Origin of the sequence: Streptomyces sp. NBC_00569 (assembly GCF_036345255.1) — a bacterium.
GTDB lineage: Bacteria > Actinomycetota > Actinomycetes > Streptomycetales > Streptomycetaceae > Streptomyces.
The window spans coordinates 7,169,332-7,187,491 of the sequence record NZ_CP107783.1 but is presented as its reverse complement, the minus strand read 5'-3'; the positions used below and the strand labels follow the sequence as shown (position 1 = coordinate 7,187,491).

The following is an 18,160-nucleotide window of genomic DNA, read 5'->3' as shown; positions in this document are numbered from 1 at the left end:
CCGACGCACCGCGACGCCCGCCCAGGCGTCCGGTCGGGGACAGTTCGGGCGAGCGTCGCGCTCAGTTCCGTACGCCGTTGTACGGGACGTCTTTTGAGGGGCCCTCAGGCCGCCGTCGCGTCGGTCAGACGGTCAGGGAGCGGTCCGTCGGGCGGATCGGGGCCGGCAGTTCGCTGGCCCCTGTGAGGAAGCGGTCGACCCCGCGGGCGGCCGAGCGGCCCTCCGCGATGGCCCACACGATGAGCGACTGACCGCGGCCCGCGTCACCGGCGACGAAGACGCCGGGGACGTTGGTCTGGAACTCGTCGTCACGCGCCACGTTGCCACGCGCGTCGAGGTCCAGGGCGAACTGGGAGACGAGGCCGTTGTCCTGGTCCGTGCCCGTGAAGCCCATCGCGAGCGTGACCAGCTGGGCGGGGATCTTGCGCTCCGTGCCCGGCTTCTGCGTCAGCTTGCCGTCGATGAACTCCACCTCGGCGAGGTGCAGGTACTGGACGTTGCCGTCCTCGTCGCCCTCGAAGTGGGTGGTCGAGACGGAGTAGACCCGCTCGCCGCCCTCCTCGTGCGCGGACGTCACCTTGTAGAGCATGGGGAACGTCGGCCAGGGCTGGCCCGCGTTCCGGTCCTCGCCCGGACGCGGCATGATCTCCAGCTGCGTGACCGAGGCCGCGCCCTGGCGGTGGGCGGTGCCCACGCAGTCCGCGCCGGTGTCGCCGCCGCCGATGACGACGACGTGCTTGCCCTCGGCGGAGACGGGCGTGGTGACGTAGTCGCCCTCCTGGACCTTGTTGGCCAGGGGCAGGTACTCCATCGCCTGGTAGACACCCTTGAGTTCACGCCCCGGGACCGGCAGGTCACGGGCGGTCGTGGCACCGGCGGCGATGACCACGGCGTCGTAGCGCTTGCGCAGCTTCGCGGCGTCTATGTCGCGGCCGATCTCCACGCCCGTACGGAACTTGGTGCCCTCCGCGCGCATCTGCTCGATGCGGCGGTTGATGTGGCGCTTCTCCATCTTGAACTCGGGGATGCCGTAGCGGAGCAGGCCGCCGATGCGGTCGGCGCGCTCGTAGACGGCGACCGTGTGGCCGGCCCGCGTCAGCTGCTGGGCGGCGGCGAGGCCCGCCGGGCCCGAGCCGATGACGGCGACGGTCTTGCCGGAGAGGCGCTCCGGGGCCTGGGGCGCGACGTCGCCGCGGTCCCACGCCTGGTCGATGATCGAGACCTCGACGTTCTTGATGGTGACGGCCGGCTGGTTGATGCCGAGCACGCACGCCGACTCACAGGGCGCCGGGCAGAGGCGGCCGGTGAACTCCGGGAAGTTGTTGGTGGCGTGCAGCCGCTCCTGCGCCGCCGACCAGTCCTCGCGGTACGCGTAGTCGTTCCACTCGGGGATCAGGTTCCCGAGGGGGCAGCCGTTGTGGCAGAACGGGATGCCGCAGTCCATGCAGCGGCCGGCCTGCTTGCTGATGATGGGGAGCAGGGAGCCGGGAACGTAGACCTCGTTCCAGTCCCGCACGCGCTCGCCGACCGGACGGGTCTTGGCGACCTCGCGGCCATGGTTGAGAAAGCCCTTGGGATCAGCCATTGGTCGCCGCCTCCATCATCTTCTCGGTGGTCTCGGACTCGGAGAGTCCGGCTCGCTCGGCGGCGTCCTTGGCGGCGAGCACTGCCTTGTACGTGCTGGGGATGATCTTGCTGAAGCGGTCCACCGCCACCGTCCACTCCGCGAGGAGCTTCTCGGCGACCGTCGAGCCGGTCTCCTCGGCGTGGCGGCGCACGACGTCGTACAGCCACTGCCTGTCGGTGTCGTCCAGGGCCTCGACCGCCGTCTGGGACGAGGCATTCACGTTGTCGAGGTCCAGGTCGACGACGTACGCGATGCCGCCGGACATGCCGGCCGCGAAGTTGCGTCCGGTCTCGCCGAGGACGACCGCGCGGCCACCGGTCATGTACTCGCAGCCGTGGTCGCCCACGCCTTCCGAGACGACCGTCGCGCCCGAGTTGCGGACGCAGAAGCGCTCGCCGGTGCGGCCGCGCAGGAACAGCTCGCCGCCCGTGGCGCCGTACGCGATCGTGTTGCCCGCGATCGTCGAATACTCGGCGAGGTGGTCGGCGCCGCGGTCCGGACGGACCACGATGCGGCCGCCGGACAGGCCCTTGCCGACGTAGTCGTTGGCGTCGCCCTCCAGGCGCAGGGTGACACCGCGCGGCACGAACGCGCCGAACGACTGGCCCGCGGAGCCGGTGAAGGTGATGTCGATGGTGTCGTCGGGCAGGCCCGCACCACCGAACTTCTTCGTCACCTCGTGGCCGAGCATGGTGCCGACCGTGCGGTTGATGTTGCGGATCGCGACCTGGGCGCGGACCGGCTGGGCGTCGGCCTGCGCGTTCGCGGCGAGCGCGTCGGCGGCCAGCTTGATCAGCTCGTTGTCCAGGGCCTTCTCCAGGCCGTGGTCCTGAGTGATCACCTGGTGGCGCACGGCGCCCTCGGGCAGCTCGGGGACGTAGAAGAGGGGCTCGAGGTCGAGACCCTGGGCCTTCCAGTGGTCCACGGCCCGCTCGGTGTCGAGGAGTTCGGCGTGGCCGACGGCCTCCTCGATGGTGCGGAAGCCGAGCTCGGCGAGGATCTCGCGGACCTCTTCGGCGATGAACTCGAAGAAGTTCACGACGAATTCGGCCTTGCCGGAGAACCGCTCGCGCAGGACGGGGTTCTGCGTGGCGATGCCGACCGGGCAGGTGTCCAGGTGGCAGACGCGCATCATGACGCAGCCGGAGACGACGAGCGGCGCGGTCGCGAAACCGAACTCCTCGGCGCCGAGCAGCGCGGCGATGACGACGTCGCGGCCGGTCTTGAGCTGGCCGTCGGTCTGGACGACGATGCGGTCGCGCAGGCCGTTGAGCAGCAGGGTCTGCTGGGTCTCGGCGAGACCGAGCTCCCAGGGGCCGCCGGCGTGCTTGAGGGAGGTGAGCGGCGAGGCGCCCGTACCGCCGTCGTGGCCGGAGATGAGCACCACGTCGGCGTGCGCCTTGGAGACACCCGCGGCGACCGTGCCGACGCCGACCTCGGAGACCAGCTTCACGTGAATCCGCGCCTGCGGGTTCGCGTTCTTCAGGTCGTGGATCAGCTGGGCCAGGTCCTCGATGGAGTAGATGTCGTGGTGCGGCGGCGGCGAGATGAGCCCGACGCCCGGCGTCGAGTGACGCGTCTTGGCGACCCACGGGTAGACCTTGTGGCCGGGCAGCTGGCCGCCCTCGCCGGGCTTGGCGCCCTGCGCCATCTTGATCTGGATGTCGTCCGCGTTGACCAGGTACTCGCTCGTGACACCGAAGCGGCCGGAGGCGACCTGCTTGATGCTGGAGCGGCGCGCCGGGTCGTACAGGCGGTCCGCGTCCTCGCCGCCCTCACCGGTGTTGGACTTGGCGCCCAGCTGGTTCATGGCGATGGCGAGGGTCTCGTGCGCCTCCTTGGAGATGGAGCCGTACGACATGGCGCCCGTGGAGAACCGCTTGACGATCTCGCTGACCGGCTCGACCTCGTCGACGGAGATCGCCTCGCGGCCGCTCTTGAAGCCGAAGAGGCCGCGCAGCGTCATCAGACGCTCCGACTGCTCGTTCACGCGGCCCGTGTACTTCTTGAAGATGTCGTAGCGGCGGTTGCGCGTGGCGTGCTGGAGGCGGAAGACCGTCTCCGGGTCGAACAGGTGCGGCTCGCCCTCGCGGCGCCACTGGTACTCGCCACCGATGTCGAGGGCGCGGTGCGCGGGCGCGATGCCGCTCGCCGGGTACGCCTTCGCGTGGCGGGCGGCGACCTCCTGGGCGATGACGTCGAGACCGGCGCCGCCGATCTTCGTCGCCGTGCCGTTGAAGTACTTCTCGACGAAGGCCTCGTCGAGGCCGACGGCCTCGAAGACCTGGGCGCCGCGGTAGGAGGCGACGGTCGAGATGCCCATCTTGGACATGACCTTGAGGACGCCCTTGCCGAGCGCGTAGATCAGGTTGCGGATGGCCTGCTCGGCCTCGACGCCGGGCAGGAACGTGCCGGCGCGGACCAGGTCCTCGACGGACTCCATCGCCAGGTACGGGTTGACGGCCGCGGCGCCGAAGCCGATGAGGAGGGCCACGTGGTGGACCTCGCGCACATCGCCCGCCTCGACGAGCAGGCCCACCTCGGTGCGCTGCTTCGTACGGATGAGGTGGTGGTGGACGGCCGCGGTGAGCAGCAGCGACGGGATCGGCGCGTGCTCGGCGTCGGAGTGCCGGTCGGAGAGCACGATCAGGCGGGCGCCGGCCTCTATGGCGGCGTCGGCCTCGGCGCAGATCTCCTCGATGCGGGCGGCGAGCGCGTCGCCGCCGCCGGAGACCCGGTACAGGCCGGACAGGGTCGCGGCCTTCATGCCGGGCATGTCGCCGTCGGCGTTGATGTGGATGAGCTTGGCCAGCTCGTCGTTGTCGATCACCGGGAAGGGCAGGGTGACCGAACGGCAGGAGGCCGCGCTCGGCTCGAGCAGGTTGCCCTGCGGGCCGAGGGTGGAGCGCAGCGAGGTGACGAGCTCCTCGCGGATGGCGTCCAGCGGCGGGTTCGTGACCTGCGCGAACAGCTGGGTGAAGTAATCGAAGATCAGCCGCGGGCGGGCGGAGAGCGCCGCGATCGGCGAGTCCGTACCCATGGAGCCGAGCGGCTCGCCGCCGGTCTTGGCCATCGGCGTGAGGATGACGCGCAGCTCTTCCTCGGTGTAGCCGAAGGTCTGCTGGCGGCGGGTGACCGAGGCGTGGGTGTGGACGATGTGCTCGCGCTCGGGCAGGTCCTCGAGCTCGATCTCACCGGCCTCGAGCCACTCGGCGTACGGCTTGTCGGCGGCCAGACCGGCCTTGATCTCGTCGTCCTCGATGATGCGGTGCTCGGCGGTGTCGACGAGGAACATCTTGCCGGGCTGGAGGCGGCCCTTGCGGACCACCTTCGCGGGGTCGATGTCGAGGACACCGACCTCGGAGCCGAGGACGACGAGGCCCTCGTCGGTCACCCAGTAACGGCCGGGGCGCAGACCGTTGCGGTCGAGAACGGCACCCACCTGCGTGCCGTCGGTGAAGGTCACGCACGCCGGGCCGTCCCAGGGCTCCATCATCGCGGAGTGGAACTGGTAGAAGGCGCGGCGGTCGGCCGCCATGGAGGCGTGGTTCTCCCAGGCCTCCGGGATCATCATCAGGACGCTGTGCGGCAGGGAGCGGCCGCCGAGGTGCAGCAGCTCGAGCACCTCGTCGAAGGACGCCGAGTCCGAGGCGTCGGGCGTACAGACGGGGAAGATCCGCGACAGGTCCTCGGCGCCGAACAGGTCGGAGGCGAGCTGCGACTCGCGCGCCTTCATCCAGTTCCGGTTGCCCTTGACCGTGTTGATCTCACCGTTGTGCGCGACGAAGCGGTACGGGTGCGCGAGCGGCCAGCTCGGGAACGTGTTCGTGGAGAACCGCGAGTGGACGAGCGCGATCGCGGATGCGAATCGGCGGTCCGACAGGTCGGGGAAGAAGGGCTCGAGCTGGCCGGTGGTCAGCATGCCCTTGTAGACGATGGTGCGTGCGGAGAGCGACGGGAAGTACACGCCGGCCTCGCGCTCGGCGCGCTTGCGCAGGACGAAGGCCTTGCGGTCGAGCGCGATGTCCTTCGCGGTGCCGTCGGCGTCCGAGACGAAGATCTGGCGGAAGGCCGGCATCGTCGAGCGGGCGGTGGCGCCGAGCAGCTGCGGGGCGACCGGCACCTCGCGCCAGCCGAGGACGGTGAGGCCCTCCGCGGCGGCGATCGTCTCGATCTGCGAGACGGCGGCGGCGTTGTCGGCCTCGTCGACGGGCAGGAAGCCGATGCCGACCGCGTACGCGCCGGCGTCGGGCAGGTCGAAGGAGACCGCTGCACGCAGGAAGGCGTCCGGGACCTGGGACAGGATGCCCGCTCCGTCACCCGAGTCGGGCTCGGAACCGGTGGCACCTCGGTGCTCCAGGTTGCGCAGAACCGTGAGCGCCTGTTCGACCAGCGCGTGGCTCGCCTCGCCGGTGAGGGTGGCCACGAAGCCGACGCCGCAGGCGTCGTGCTCGTTGCGGGGGTCGTACATGCCCTGAGCAGCAGGGCGAGCATCCATGTACGGCTGGTTCATGGAGTGCTGGGACGGCTGGCGCGGCGTGCGCATCGGCTCTCCCGTCGTCGTTTTTCGTGGCATATGACATCTGCCGAGGGACGACGTTGGCCCTCTGCTGGGGTGCAAATTTCGTGCAGATTACATGGTGGAGCAGATCTCGGGAACCGGATACTGCGTTCCAACATGCGGACACCGCGGTCGCGGTGACGGTACCGCTCCCGGTGACGGAACGGTGGCGGCGACGCGAGGGACCTGCACGGCCAGATCGATGCCCGCGGGTCCATGAGCGAGGCGAGCGTCGTTGCCCGCAGCGCTTACGGCTCATGCCCCGCCGTTAAGCAATCGAAACCGCCAAGTAACGGCTACTTATACGGAGACCCGTATAGCCATCACCGGGGCGTCATCCTACGGCCGTACCGAACAGGCTGCCCAGGAGATACGTCACACCCGCCGCGGCACCACCGAGAGCCAGCTGGCGTACCCCGCTGAACCACCAGGACCGCGCCGTCACCTTGGCCACGATGGCCCCGCAGGCGAAGAGCCCGACGAGCGCGAGCAGGACCGCGGGCCACAGGGCGCTCGCACCGAGCAGATAGGGCAGCAGCGGAAGCAGGGCGCCGAGCGCGAAGGACCCGAAGGAGGAGACGGCGGCGACGGTCGGCGACGGCAGGTCGCCCGGGTCGATGCCCAGCTCCTCGCGCGCGTGGATCTCGAGGGCCTGCTCGGGGTCCTTCGACAGCTGGCGCGCGACTTCCCGGGCGAGGTCGGGCTCCACGCCACGCGACATGTAGAGGTCGGCGAGCTCCCGCTCCTCGTCCGCCGGATGCTTCCTCAACTCCCGCCGCTCGACGTCGAGTTCGGCCTCGACCAGCTCACGCTGGGAGGCGACGGAGGTGTACTCGCCGGCGGCCATCGAGAAGGCGCCGGCGGCGAGGCCGGAGAGCCCGGTGATGATGATCGTCTGCTGCGACACGGCGCCGCCCGCGACACCGGTCATCAGGGCCAGGTTCGAGACGAGTCCGTCCATCGCGCCGAACACCGCGGGGCGCAGCCAGCCACCGTTGACGTCGCGGTGCGTGTGGTTGTCACGGTGCGCGTCGTGCAGCGTCGCTTCGGTCTCGATGATGGCCATTCCGCCCAGTGCTCCTCTCGTACGGAGCCCATGCCACGCAGCGTTCCCACGGGCCCGGACTCCCCCCTCAACAGCATCGAAAGTACGCACGGATTCGGGCCCCCGCCAGCAAGGAAGGCCGTACTTACCAGCGCTTTCGACCGCTTTGCCCACTCGCTCGAACGGCCCTCACCGTCACCCGAGAGATGGATCACATGATCTGAGCGTTGACGGACGGGGGAAACATCGCCGCAACACCTGTAAACGTTTCCAACTGCGGTGAGGAGCGACCCCATGTCTCCGGTGCCGGGCGGCGGCCAGCCGACGATCGTGTCGATCGCGCGGCAGGCCGGGGTCTCCATCGCCTCGGTCTCCCGTGTCCTCAACGGCCTGGGCGCACGGCGGGAGACCGTCGAGCGGGTGGAGCGTGCCGCGTCGGACCTCGGCTACGTACCCAACGCCGTGGCCCGCTCGCTCAAGGACGGCAGGACCCGGCAGCTCACCTTCGCGCTGCCCGACATCGGCAACCCCGCCTACGTGGCGATGGTCCGCGCCGTCCAGAGCGTCACCAAAACAGCGGGCTACCGCCTGCTCCTGCACTCCACGGACGCGGCCGTCGACGACGAACTCGCCGTCCTGCGCAGCCTCGGCGACCGCACCAGCGACGGCCTGATCATCTGCCCCATCCGCATCACCGACGACCACATCGAGGCGCTGACCTGCGCGGCGGGCCCCGTCGTGGTCATGGGCTCCCTGCCGTCCGGGGTGCCCGTGGACAGTGTCCGCGCCGACTCGGTGACGGGCGCGGCCCTCGCCGTACGCCATCTGCACGACACCGGCTGCCGCCGCATCGCGTTCATCAACGGTCCCTCCGACACAGTCCCCGGCCGCAACCGCGAGGAGGGCTACCGCGCGGCTCTCGCCGAGTGCGGACTCGTGTACGACGACGCGCTGGTCGCCGAGACCGGCTTCGGCATCGAGGCGGGCGCCCGGGCCGCCGCAGAACTGCTCGGCCGGCGGCCCGACGCCGTGTTCTGCGCCAACGACCGGCTGGCGCTGGGCACGGCCCGCGCACTGCACGCGCGAGGCCTGCGCATACCGCAGGACGTCGCGGTCGCGGGGATGGACGACAGCGTGCTCGCCCGCTCCGTGTGGCCCCCGCTGACCAGCGTCGACCTGGGCTCGGCAGAACGCGGGCGGCGCGCGGCCGAACTCCTGCTGGAACGCCTGGACGGCACGGCCCCGGTCCCCCGCGGCACCACGGCCACGGCCCCACCGCGCCTGGTGGTCCGCGCATCCACAGCACCGCCGACCGAGAACACGAGGTCCACATGAGTGCCCACCGCACCTCGCAGAGCCCGAACACGCCATGAGCGTCGGCCTCGACCCCGACCCGTCGCCGGGCGCGGAAGGTCCCCGAAGGCTCGGCACGGTCCCGCACCGCCGGCCGCCGGCCGCGATCTCCCTGCGGGACCGTGCCCGGGGAGCCCTGCTCGGCCTCGCGGTGGGCGACGCACTCGGCGCGCCCGCCGAGAACATGAAGCCGTCGCAGATCCGCGAACGATGGGGCCGTATCGAGGGGTTCGTCTCGCCGGACCCGGCGGGCACGGACGACACCGAGTACGCGATCTTCTCGGGCCTGCTGCTCGCGGACCACGGTTCGGCGCTCACCGTGGGGCATGTCGAGGCGGCCTGGCACACCTGGATCGCCGACCTCGACGAGGGCCCGTTCCGGGGCGCGGGCTTCAGCGAGAGAGGAACCCTGGAGAACCTGCGCCGGGGACTTGCGGCACCCATCTCGGCGCAGCACCGCCATGCGTGGAGCGACGGACTCGCCATGCGGGCGGCGCCGTTCGGGGTGTACGCGGCGGGCCGTCCGGCGGAGGCGGCACGCCTCGTCACGGTGGACGGCTCGGTGTCGCACGACGGGGAGGGCATCCTCGGAGGCCGGGCGGTGGCGGCCGGGGTCGCGGCGGCGATGGTGAGCCACAACCCGGACACGGTGGTCCAGGCAGCCCTGTCCGCGATCCCCGAGGACTCCTGGACAGCACGCTCGCTGCACCGCGCGGTGGCGGCGGCCCGCAGCGCCCGCCGCGACCCCGACGGCACCCAGCTCTCCATGGAACGAGAGGTACGCCGGGCCGTGGTGATCGGCGGCTACCCCTGGCCGGACCTGGCCCCCGAGGCGGTGGGCCTGGCGTTCGGCGCGTTCGCCGCGGCCCGGGGCGAGTTCAGGGAGTCGGTCCTGATGGCGGTGAACATGGGCCGCGACGCGGACACGACGGCCGCGGTGGCCGGTGCCCTGGCCGGCGCGCTACGCGGCGAACGCGCGATCCCCGCCGACTGGGCGACGACGATCGGCCCGGTCCGAGGCAACTGCCTCCCGTCAATGACAGGCCGTCACATCCTGGACATCGCCAACACCTTGACCCCCAAACCTCCGCTACACCCCGACCCCCCGGCGGGGACCACACCGTGACTCCCGCACCCACCCACGTACACAGGCTGAGGCCCCCACCCCCAATCCAGCCGCACCCGCGACCGAACAGAAAGAGCCAAACCGATCCCCACCCGAAGCCGACACACCCAGCACACCAGCAACCACCCCTGCCGCACCCGCGACCGAACAGAAGGGGCCGGGCCGGTATGTCCGCCCGGAGCCGGCACACACAACTGACGCCCACGAAATCCAACGCCGAACCATCCAAGCGAGGACGGACATACCGGACCGGCCCCGCACCCACAACAAACGCGAGCCACAAGCCGAGCACAAGCCCACACCCACCAAGGACCGCCCGGCCCCCGCACCCGCACCCGCACCCACACCCGCCAAGGAGCACCCGCACCGGAGAGGCCCGCACCCCATGACGCCCCCCACGGTCACACCCGAAACGAAACCCCGCGCCACGGCAACCCCCACCACCCCCCGCCGAATCGAGGGCCTGCTGCTCGGCATCGCCGCAGGCGACGCCGCAGGCTGGCCCTCAGGCCGACACCGCGCAGCCCGCCTCCCCGACTGGACCCGCCGCCTGACCCGAGAACTGGACACGTTCGCGGAGCAGAACGCGACGACGACGCTCCCCGTACCGATCGCGCTCAACCAGCCCCCGGAACCCCTCCGCCTGGGCCCGTCGGACGACGCGGAATGGGCGGCGTTCACGGCGGCCTCGATCCTGAACGCCACCGGCGCGAGAGCCCAGAGCACGAACCTCCCCCCGGACGACCAGGTACGCAAGGCACTCGCGCTCGCCTGGAACACCCTCGCCGCCGAGGTGGCCGAGGCAACGGCCCGTGCGGACGAGATCGAGTCGGCGCGCATGCCGATGCGGGCCCGCATCTCCGTAAGAGCGGGCCTGGGCAACCTGGCGGCGGGCCTGAGCCCTCCGGCCACGGGACACGACAACCCGCACTACTTCGACGACGCGGCCTGCGTACGCGCGGCCGTACTGGCCGTGGTCCACCCCGGTGCCCCCGAACTCGCCGCGGAACTCGCGGAGTTCGACGCCCGGTACACCCAGGACGGCGACGGTGTGCACGGCGCCAGAGCCATGGCGGCGGCCGTGGCGACAGCGCTGGGCGGCGCACCGGTGGATGCCTGCGTGGACGCCGCGCTGGCCCAGCTCCCCGAGGGAACCGAGATCCGCCGCAACGCACTGCACGCGGTGGACCTGGCGCGAAGGGCGACCGCGGCCCGCCCCGGCCTGCCGGGAAACGCGTTCGCACTGGTCCCGGTTCTGGAGCACGAGATCGTCGACCACGTCTACAGCTACGGCATCGCGGCGGCGGAAACGGTCCCGGTGGCCCTGGCCGTGGCGACCGCGGCCGGCGGCGACGTGACGGAGGCGCTGCCCACGGCGGCGTGCCTCTCGCGGGTGGCGGACTCGGCCCCGGCGCTGGCGGGCGCGCTGACCGGAGCGATCGGCGGGGCCGACACGCTCCCGGCGAGCTGGCGGGACGCCTGCCGCAGGCTCGCGGGCTGCGCACTGCCACGCCTGGCGGGAACGGACCTCGTGGCCGTCGCGGCAAACCTGACCAGGGCAGCAACCACACCGAAAGGCCTCTGATGACCACCCCCACAACGGCCACACCCGCACCCACCCCGAAGCGAACCCCGACTCCGCCCTTCACCCCCCGTTCCCTGGAGGACCGCACCACCGGAGCGCTGCTCGGCGCCGCGGTGGGCGACGCGCTCGGCGGCCCGGTGGAGGGCTGGACGCCGGAGGCGATCGCGGAGCGCCACGGCGGCCGGGTCCGCGGCATCGTGGAGCCGTTCCACAAGGACGCCTGGCGTACGGCCCGCCCGATCGCCCCGTACCACAAGGGCGACGGTCACGTCACCGACGACACCTTGATGACGCACGCGCTGATCAGGGTCTACGAGAACGTACGGGACCACCTGGACGCGTACGCGGTCGCGGACCACCTCGTCCCCGACCTGATCACCAACACCCGCTGGATCCCGGAGCTGGAGGCGGAGGCGCTCCCCCTCCAGCGGATCTTCCTGGCCGAGAAGTGGATCGTGGCGCGCATTCACTACGGCCATGTGGACCCGCGCGAGGCGGGCGTGGGCAACATCGTCAACTGCGGCGCGGCGATGTACATGGCTCCGGTCGGAGCGGTGAACGCGGGCAACCCCGGCAGGGCGTACGAGGAGGCGCTGGACGTCGCGGGCGCGCACCAGTCGTCGTACGGCAGGGAGGCGGCGGGCGTCTTCGCGGCCGCCGTCGCCGCGGCGTTCGGGCCGGACGCGACGCCGGAGTCGGTGGTCGAGGAGGCGCTGGCTCTCGCGAAGGACGGCACGAGGTCGGCGATCGAAGCGGTGTGCGAAGTGGCGCGTGACCACACGGACTTCGAGGACGCGCTGGGACCGCTGCGGGAGGCGGTGGCGCCGTTCGACACGGTCGGCCCCGAGTACCGCAAGCCCTCACTCGGGGCCCGCCGCCCGTCCCGGCTGCACGCGATCGAGGAGCTGCCGATCGCGCTCGGGATGCTCCTGGTCGGCCGAGGCGACTTCCGGCAGACGGTCCTCGGCTCGGTCAACTACGGCCGTGACTGCGACTCGATCGCGACGATGAGCGGTGCGATCGTGGGTGCGCTGTACGGGGAGTCGGCGGTGCCGCGGGAGTGGAGCGGGGAGGTGGCCCGCGCGAGCAGACTCGACCTGCACACACCGGCGGCCTCACTGGCCCGGGTCACGCGCGAGGTCTTCGCCAAGGACATGACCCGCCGCCGCTCCCACGAGGCGGCGTTCGCCGAACTCACCGCGACCGCGGGGTCGTGATGCTGCGCCTCACCTGGGTCCAGCCCGAGGACCTGCTCGGCCACGAGCTGCGCCAGGCGGCACAGGACGGCCGGGACGCGAGCGGCGTGGAGCGCCGCTGGCACGAGGCGGGCGGCCTCCCGCCCCCCGATCGCGCGGGAGCGTCACCGCCGGCCCAGGACCCGAGGCTGCGCGCACTGGCGAACACGCTCCTGGACGAACTGGCGTCAACACAGAGCCCCCTGAGGGCACTTGAACCGACCTCTTTGCCGGAGATCAAGCAGCTCACCTCTCGACCGGTCCGTCCGTCGCTCGAGGACAGGGAACGCGAAGGCTTCGGGGCGGCGCCCACAGAAGCCCCCGGGACGCAGAGCCTGCACGCGTCCTGGCTGGGCAGAGCGGTCGGCTGCCTCCTGGGCAAACCCGTGGAGAAACTTCCCCTTCACGGCATCCGGGCCATCGCGAGGTCCACGTCCAACTGGCCCCTGAACACATGGTTCACGCACCGGGGCCTCCCGCGGGACGTGGCGGAGCGCCACCCCTGGAACCGCCGATCCCGCCCCACCTCCCTCGCCGAGAACATCGACGGGATGCCGGAGGACGACGACCTCAACTACCCGCTCCTCGGCCTGCTCCTGCTCCGGCGCCACGGCACCGGCTTCACCACGGAGGACGTGGCGCGGCTGTGGCTCGACGAGTTGCCGGCGGGCCGCACGTTCACCGCGGAGCGCATCGCGTACCGCAATCTCCTGGAGGGCATCGAGCCCCCGGACACGGCCGTGCACCGCAACCCGTTCCGGGAGTGGGTCGGCGCCCAGATCCGCGCGGACGTCTTCGGCTGGACGAACCCCGGCGACCCCGCCCGGGCGGCCGAACTGGCCCACGCGGACGCGACGTTGACGCACACGGCGAACGGCGTGTACGGCGCGATGTTCGTAGCGGCAGCCATCGCCCACGCGGCAGCACCCACCGCCACGACAACCGGCACGGCAGTACCCACCGCCACCACGCCTCACACCGCGACACCACCCCGCACGACCCCCACCATCCACCCCACCCCCACCATCGACGCCATCCCCACCGCCCCCACCATCCACACCGCCCTCAACGCCGGCCTCTCCGTGATCCCACCCGGCTCGCGCTACGCCCAGGCAATCCGCTTCGGCATCGAGACGGCGCGCGCCGAACCCACCGGCACCCCGGCCGGCTTCGCATCCGTGGTCGACACACTCCACGCCCGCTATGCCCACGACCACCACTGGGTGCACGTCCTGCCCAACGCGGCGCTCCTCGCCGCCGCGCTCACCCACGCCGACGGCGACTTCACGGGGTCCATCTGCCGTGCGGTGTCGGGTGGCTGGGACACCGACTCGAACGGCGCGACGGCCGGTTCGATCACCGGCCTTCTCGCCGGCTCCCCCGACGCGATCGACGACCGCTGGACCACCCCGCTCAAGAACCGTCTGGCGACCTCGGTCGCCGACTTCGACGGGATCGGCTTCGACGAACTGGCCAGGCTCACTCAGGAGGCCCGCACATGAACTCCGATCACGACCAGCACACCGCCACCCGCACGCCCGGCACACCCACACCCAACGCCCCCCAAAACCCCGCCCCGTTGCAGGGCCTGCGCGTCATCGACCTGGCCACCCTCTTCGCCGGCCCGCTCGCCGCGACCATGCTGGGCGACTTCGGCGCCGACGTGATCAAGGTCGAGCATCCCCGTAAACCCGACCCGTCCCGAGGCCACGGCCCGTCGAAGGACGGCGTCGGCCTGTGGTGGAAGCTCCTCGGCCGCAACAAGCGGAACATCACGCTCGATCTCTCCACACCCGGCGGGCGCGAGATCCTCCTCAAGCTGGTCGCGGACGCGGACGTACTGATCGAGAACTTCCGTCCCGGCACCCTGGAGAAGTGGAACCTCGGCTGGGAGGAGCTGAACGCCGCCAACCCGCGCCTGGTGCTCACCCGCGTCACCGCCTTCGGCCAGTTCGGACCGTACTCGCCGCGCCCCGGATTCGGCACGCTCGCCGAGGCGATGAGCGGCTTCGCGGCGCTCACGGGCGAGCCCGACGGCCCTCCGACACTCCCGCCGTTCGGCCTCGCGGACTCGATCGCCGCCCTCTCCACGTCGTACGCGGTGATGGCCGCGCTCCAGGGCCGCGAGCGGACGGGGCGGGGCCAGGTCGTCGACATGGCGATCATCGAGCCGATGCTGACGGTCCTCGGCCCGCAGCCCATCTGGTACGACCAGCTCGGCTACGTACAGCCGCGCACCGGGAACCGGTCCACGAACAACGCGCCGCGCAACACCTACCGCACGAGCGACAACAAATGGGTGGCGGTCTCCACGTCCGCCCAGTCGATCGCCGAGCGGGTGATGCGCCTGGTCGGCCGCCCCGAGCTGATCGACGAGCCGTGGTTCGAGACGGGGTCGGGCCGCGCGGGCCACGCCGACGAACTCGACGCGGCGGTCGGCTCCTGGATCGCCCGGCACTCGCGGGACGACGTCCTCGCGGCCTTCGAGAAGGCGGAGGCCGCCATCGCCCCCGTCTTCGACATCCGCGACGTGATGGAGAACGAGCAGTACCAGGCGCTCGGCTCGATCACCGAGGTGCCCGACCCCGAGCTGGGCACGGTCAGGATGCAGAACGTGCTGTTCCGCCTCTCCGAGACCCCCGGCGCGATCAAGTGGGCCGGCCGCCCCCACGGCGCCGACACGGACGAGATCCTTACGGGCCTCGGCCTTTCCCCCTCGGAGATCACCACCCTCCGCGAGTCGGGCACGCTGTGACCGCCCAGTCCTACGAGACGTTCCTGACCTGGCTCTACGCCCCGGGCGACCGCCCGGAGGTGGTGGCGAAGGCCCTCGACTCGGGCGCCGACGTGGTCCTGATCGACCTGGAGGACGCGGTCGCCCCCGACCGCAAGACGTACGCCCTCGACGCGACGGCCGAGCTGCTCGCCGAGAAGCACCCGGTGCCGGTGCATGTGCGGGTCAACGCGCTGGACTCGCCGCGCGCCGAGTCCGAGGTCAGACGGCTCACCCCGCTCCCGGGCCTCGGTGCCCTGCGCCTCCCCAAGGTCCACGGCCCCGCCGACCTGGACCGTGTCTCGGACTGGTCGGTCGAGGTGCCGCCCCTGTACGCCCTCCTCGAGTCGGCGCTCGGCGTCGAGCAGGCATTCGAGATCGCGCGACATCCCGGCGTACGGGGCATCGCGCTGGGCGAGGCTGATCTGAGGGCGGAGCTCGGCGTGGCGAACGGCGAGGGGCTGGCGTGGCCACGCGGGCGGGCGGTCGTCGCCGCGCGCGCCGCGGCGCTGCCCCCGCCGCCGCAGTCCGTCTACCCGGATGTCCGGGACACGGTGGGCCTGGCCCGCTCCTGTTCGCATGGCCGGGCGCTCGGCTTCTTCGGCCGTATGGCGATCCACCCCCGCCAGCTCCCCGTCATCGAGGCGGCGTTCCTGCCGACGGCGGCGGAGGTGGACGCGGCGACGGAGGTCGTCGGCGCCGCCGCCACGGAGGCGGGGGCCCTGGCACTGCCCGACGGCCGCTTCGTCGACGCGGCGATCGTGTCGGACGCGCGCCGGGTCCTGGCGCTGGCGTCACACCGTCGCGGGGGCTGACCGGGACAGAGCGACGGGGGCGCCGGATCGATTCGATCCGGCGCCCCCGTCGACGTACGGGTGGTGAGGCTCAGCTAGCTCTTCCCAGCCTTCGTGGCCCCTGCCTCACCGTTGGCCTCGTCCTTGTCGGCGGCCTCGTCCCCGGCCGCCTCGGTGGACTCGGCATCGTCACTCGCTGCCTTGTCCTCCGCCTCAGCCTTGACCTCGGCGTTGTCCTCCGCCTCGACCTCGGCCTTGTCCTCCGCCTCGACCTCGGCCTTGTCCTCCGCCTTGCCCTCGGCCTTGTCCCGGGGATCGGCGTCGTCGCCCTTGGCCTTGGCCGTGTCGTCGTCACCGGCGCCCGGCTCCACGATCGCTTCGCGGCCGGGGCGGATCTTCGCCGAGATCACGATGTAGATCACCGCGAGCAGGAAGACACCCATCGCGGTCCAGTCGTTGAGCCGCAGACCGAGGATGTGGTGGGCGTCGTCGACGCGCATGTACTCGATCCAGAAGCGGCCCACGCAGTACGCGGCGACGTAGAGCGCGAAGGCCCGCCCGTGGCCGAGCTTGAAACGGCGGTCCGCCCAGATCACCAGCAGCGCGACACCGATGCACCACAGGGACTCGTACAGGAAGGTCGGGTGGTACGTGCCCGGCACGCGCCCGTCCGCCGACGACGTGATCTTCAGGGCCCACGGCAGGTCGGTGGGCTTGCCGTACAGCTCCTGGTTGAACCAGTTGCCCCAGCGGCCGATGGCCTGCGCGATGGCGATGCCGGGGGCGATGGCGTCGGCGTAGGCGGGGAGCGGGATACCGCGCCTGCGGCACCCGATCCACGCGCCCACCGCGCCGAGCGCGATGGCACCCCAGATCCCGAGGCCGCCCTCCCAGATCTTGAAGGCGTCCACCCAGTCACGGCCCTCGCTGAAGTACAGCTCGTAGTCCGTGATCACGTGGTAGAGCCGGCCGCCGACGAGACCGAACGGCACGGCCCAGACCGCGATGTCGGCAACGGTGCCGGACCGCCCGCCGCGGGCGATCCAGCGCTTGTTGCCGAGCCAGACGGCCACGAAGACGCCGATGATGATGCAGAACGCGTAGCCGCGCAGCGGAATGGGTCCGAGATAGACCACTCCGTGAGCCGGACTGGGGATGAAGGCAAGAGTCATGGCAATGTCGACGCTACCGTGCCGGGCCGTGGCGGCGGCAACCAGCCCGGCTACGGGTCCATAACGAGACCCTGGCGACTGCGGCCGCCTCTACGGCTTGTCGGCCGCCTGCACCATCTGCTTCAGCTTCGCGGGGGTCAGCGGGTTGGCCTGGTCACCGAACACGTTCTTCCCGTTCAGGAGCACCGTCGGGGTCCCGTGGAAGCCGCCGTCCTGGAACGCCTGGTTCGACTTCTCGACCCAGGCGTCGTGGCTGCCGCCGTCGACACACTTCTTGAAGTCCGGCGTCACGAGGCCGCCGACCTTGCCGGCCAGGTCGATCAGCTTGCCGTTGTCGGCGAAGGCGTCGTCGGTCTCCGGGGGCTGGTTCTCGTAGAGGACGTCGTGGAACGGGGTGAACTTCCCGGCGTCCTGGGCACACGCCGCCGCGTTCGCCGCGCGCAGGGAGCCGCTGCCGCCCATGTTCTTGTCGATGAGCGTGGCCAGGTGGTACTCGACCCTGAGCTGTCCGGAGTCGGTCAGCTCGTGGATCGTCGTGCGGTAGGCGTCCTCGAAGGCCTTGCACGCGGGGCAGCGGAAGTCCTCCCACACCGTGAGTGTCGACTTCGCGCTGTCCTTGCCGACCGGGATGGCGAGGCTGTCCTTGCCGGTCGCACCCTGCGGGGCGACGACGGTCCCCGAGGCCTCGGTCTTGTCGTCACCGGAATTCGCCGCGATCACTCCGATCACGGCGGCCAGCGCGAGGACGCCCACGACGGCGCCCCCCACGATCAAGCCCCTGCGGCGCCTGTCCTTGGCTCTCTGCTTCTCGCGCTCCTCCGCCAGCCGGTCACGGGCGGTGCGCTTTCCCTCACGGTTCTTCTCGCTCACACCCGCCAAACGAACCGGG

General features: G+C 71.4%; 12 protein-coding genes. 7 read left to right on the top strand and 5 right to left on the bottom strand.

Annotation, left to right across the window (positions count from 1 at the left end; translation table 11 throughout):
* Positions 1–124: 124 nt before the first annotated feature.
* The 3 genes from OHO83_RS32285 to OHO83_RS32275 form a co-directional block, all read right to left on the bottom strand.
* A complete protein-coding gene (locus OHO83_RS32285) occupies positions 125–1,585 on the bottom strand; it encodes a glutamate synthase subunit beta (RefSeq protein WP_266669524.1) in 1,461 nt (486 codons plus the stop codon).
* Positions 1,578–6,173, bottom strand: a complete 4,596-nt coding sequence (gene gltB, locus OHO83_RS32280; protein WP_330280103.1) for a glutamate synthase large subunit — start codon at positions 6,171–6,173, stop codon at positions 1,578–1,580. Before gltB ends, OHO83_RS32285 begins: the two co-directional genes overlap by 8 nt.
* 349 nt (positions 6,174–6,522) lie before the next feature.
* Positions 6,523–7,254, bottom strand: a complete 732-nt coding sequence (locus tag OHO83_RS32275) for a VIT1/CCC1 transporter family protein (RefSeq protein WP_100592271.1) — start codon at positions 7,252–7,254, stop codon at positions 6,523–6,525.
* Positions 7,255–7,527: 273 nt separating this feature from the next.
* Here OHO83_RS32275 and OHO83_RS32270 point away from each other — a divergent pair, with 273 nt between their 5' ends.
* From OHO83_RS32270 to OHO83_RS32240, 7 genes are all read left to right on the top strand, one after another.
* Positions 7,528–8,568 (top strand): LacI family DNA-binding transcriptional regulator, encoded by a 1,041-nt coding sequence (locus OHO83_RS32270; protein WP_330280102.1) that lies wholly within the window; start codon positions 7,528–7,530, stop codon positions 8,566–8,568.
* A 34-nt stretch (positions 8,569–8,602) separates the two neighbouring features.
* On the top strand, positions 8,603–9,712 hold the full coding sequence (locus tag OHO83_RS32265) for an ADP-ribosylglycohydrolase family protein (RefSeq protein WP_266669531.1): 1,110 nt from the start codon (positions 8,603–8,605) through the stop codon (positions 9,710–9,712).
* Between the two features lie 385 nt (positions 9,713–10,097).
* On the top strand, positions 10,098–11,297 hold the full coding sequence (locus OHO83_RS32260; RefSeq protein ID WP_330280101.1) for an ADP-ribosylglycohydrolase family protein: 1,200 nt from the start codon (positions 10,098–10,100) through the stop codon (positions 11,295–11,297).
* Complete coding sequence (locus tag OHO83_RS32255; protein WP_266669535.1) at positions 11,297–12,514, top strand: ADP-ribosylglycohydrolase family protein; 1,218 nt, start codon at positions 11,297–11,299, stop codon at positions 12,512–12,514. The genes OHO83_RS32260 and OHO83_RS32255 overlap by 1 nt, the downstream gene beginning before the upstream one ends.
* Positions 12,514–14,034, top strand: coding sequence for an ADP-ribosylglycohydrolase family protein (locus tag OHO83_RS32250; protein WP_330280100.1), 1,521 nt, complete (start codon positions 12,514–12,516; stop codon positions 14,032–14,034). Before OHO83_RS32255 ends, OHO83_RS32250 begins: the two co-directional genes overlap by 1 nt.
* Complete coding sequence (locus OHO83_RS32245; protein WP_330280099.1) at positions 14,031–15,287, top strand: CaiB/BaiF CoA transferase family protein; 1,257 nt, start codon at positions 14,031–14,033, stop codon at positions 15,285–15,287. Before OHO83_RS32250 ends, OHO83_RS32245 begins: the two co-directional genes overlap by 4 nt.
* Positions 15,284–16,120 carry an HpcH/HpaI aldolase/citrate lyase family protein gene (locus OHO83_RS32240; protein ID WP_266669541.1) on the top strand — a complete coding sequence of 279 codons (837 nt, stop codon included), beginning with the start codon at positions 15,284–15,286 and terminating at the stop codon, positions 16,118–16,120. Before OHO83_RS32245 ends, OHO83_RS32240 begins: the two co-directional genes overlap by 4 nt.
* A gap of 74 nt (positions 16,121–16,194) precedes the next feature.
* Here OHO83_RS32240 and lgt read toward each other — a convergent pair whose 3' ends face one another.
* Positions 16,195–17,271 carry a prolipoprotein diacylglyceryl transferase gene (lgt, locus tag OHO83_RS32235; protein ID WP_330280098.1) on the bottom strand — a complete coding sequence of 359 codons (1,077 nt, stop codon included), beginning with the start codon at positions 17,269–17,271 and terminating at the stop codon, positions 16,195–16,197.
* A gap of 90 nt (positions 17,272–17,361) precedes the next feature.
* Positions 17,362–18,141: a DsbA family protein gene (locus OHO83_RS32230; protein WP_266669546.1), complete on the bottom strand. Its 780-nt coding sequence runs from the start codon at positions 18,139–18,141 to the stop codon at positions 17,362–17,364.
* Between the last annotated feature and the right edge of the window lie 19 nt (positions 18,142–18,160).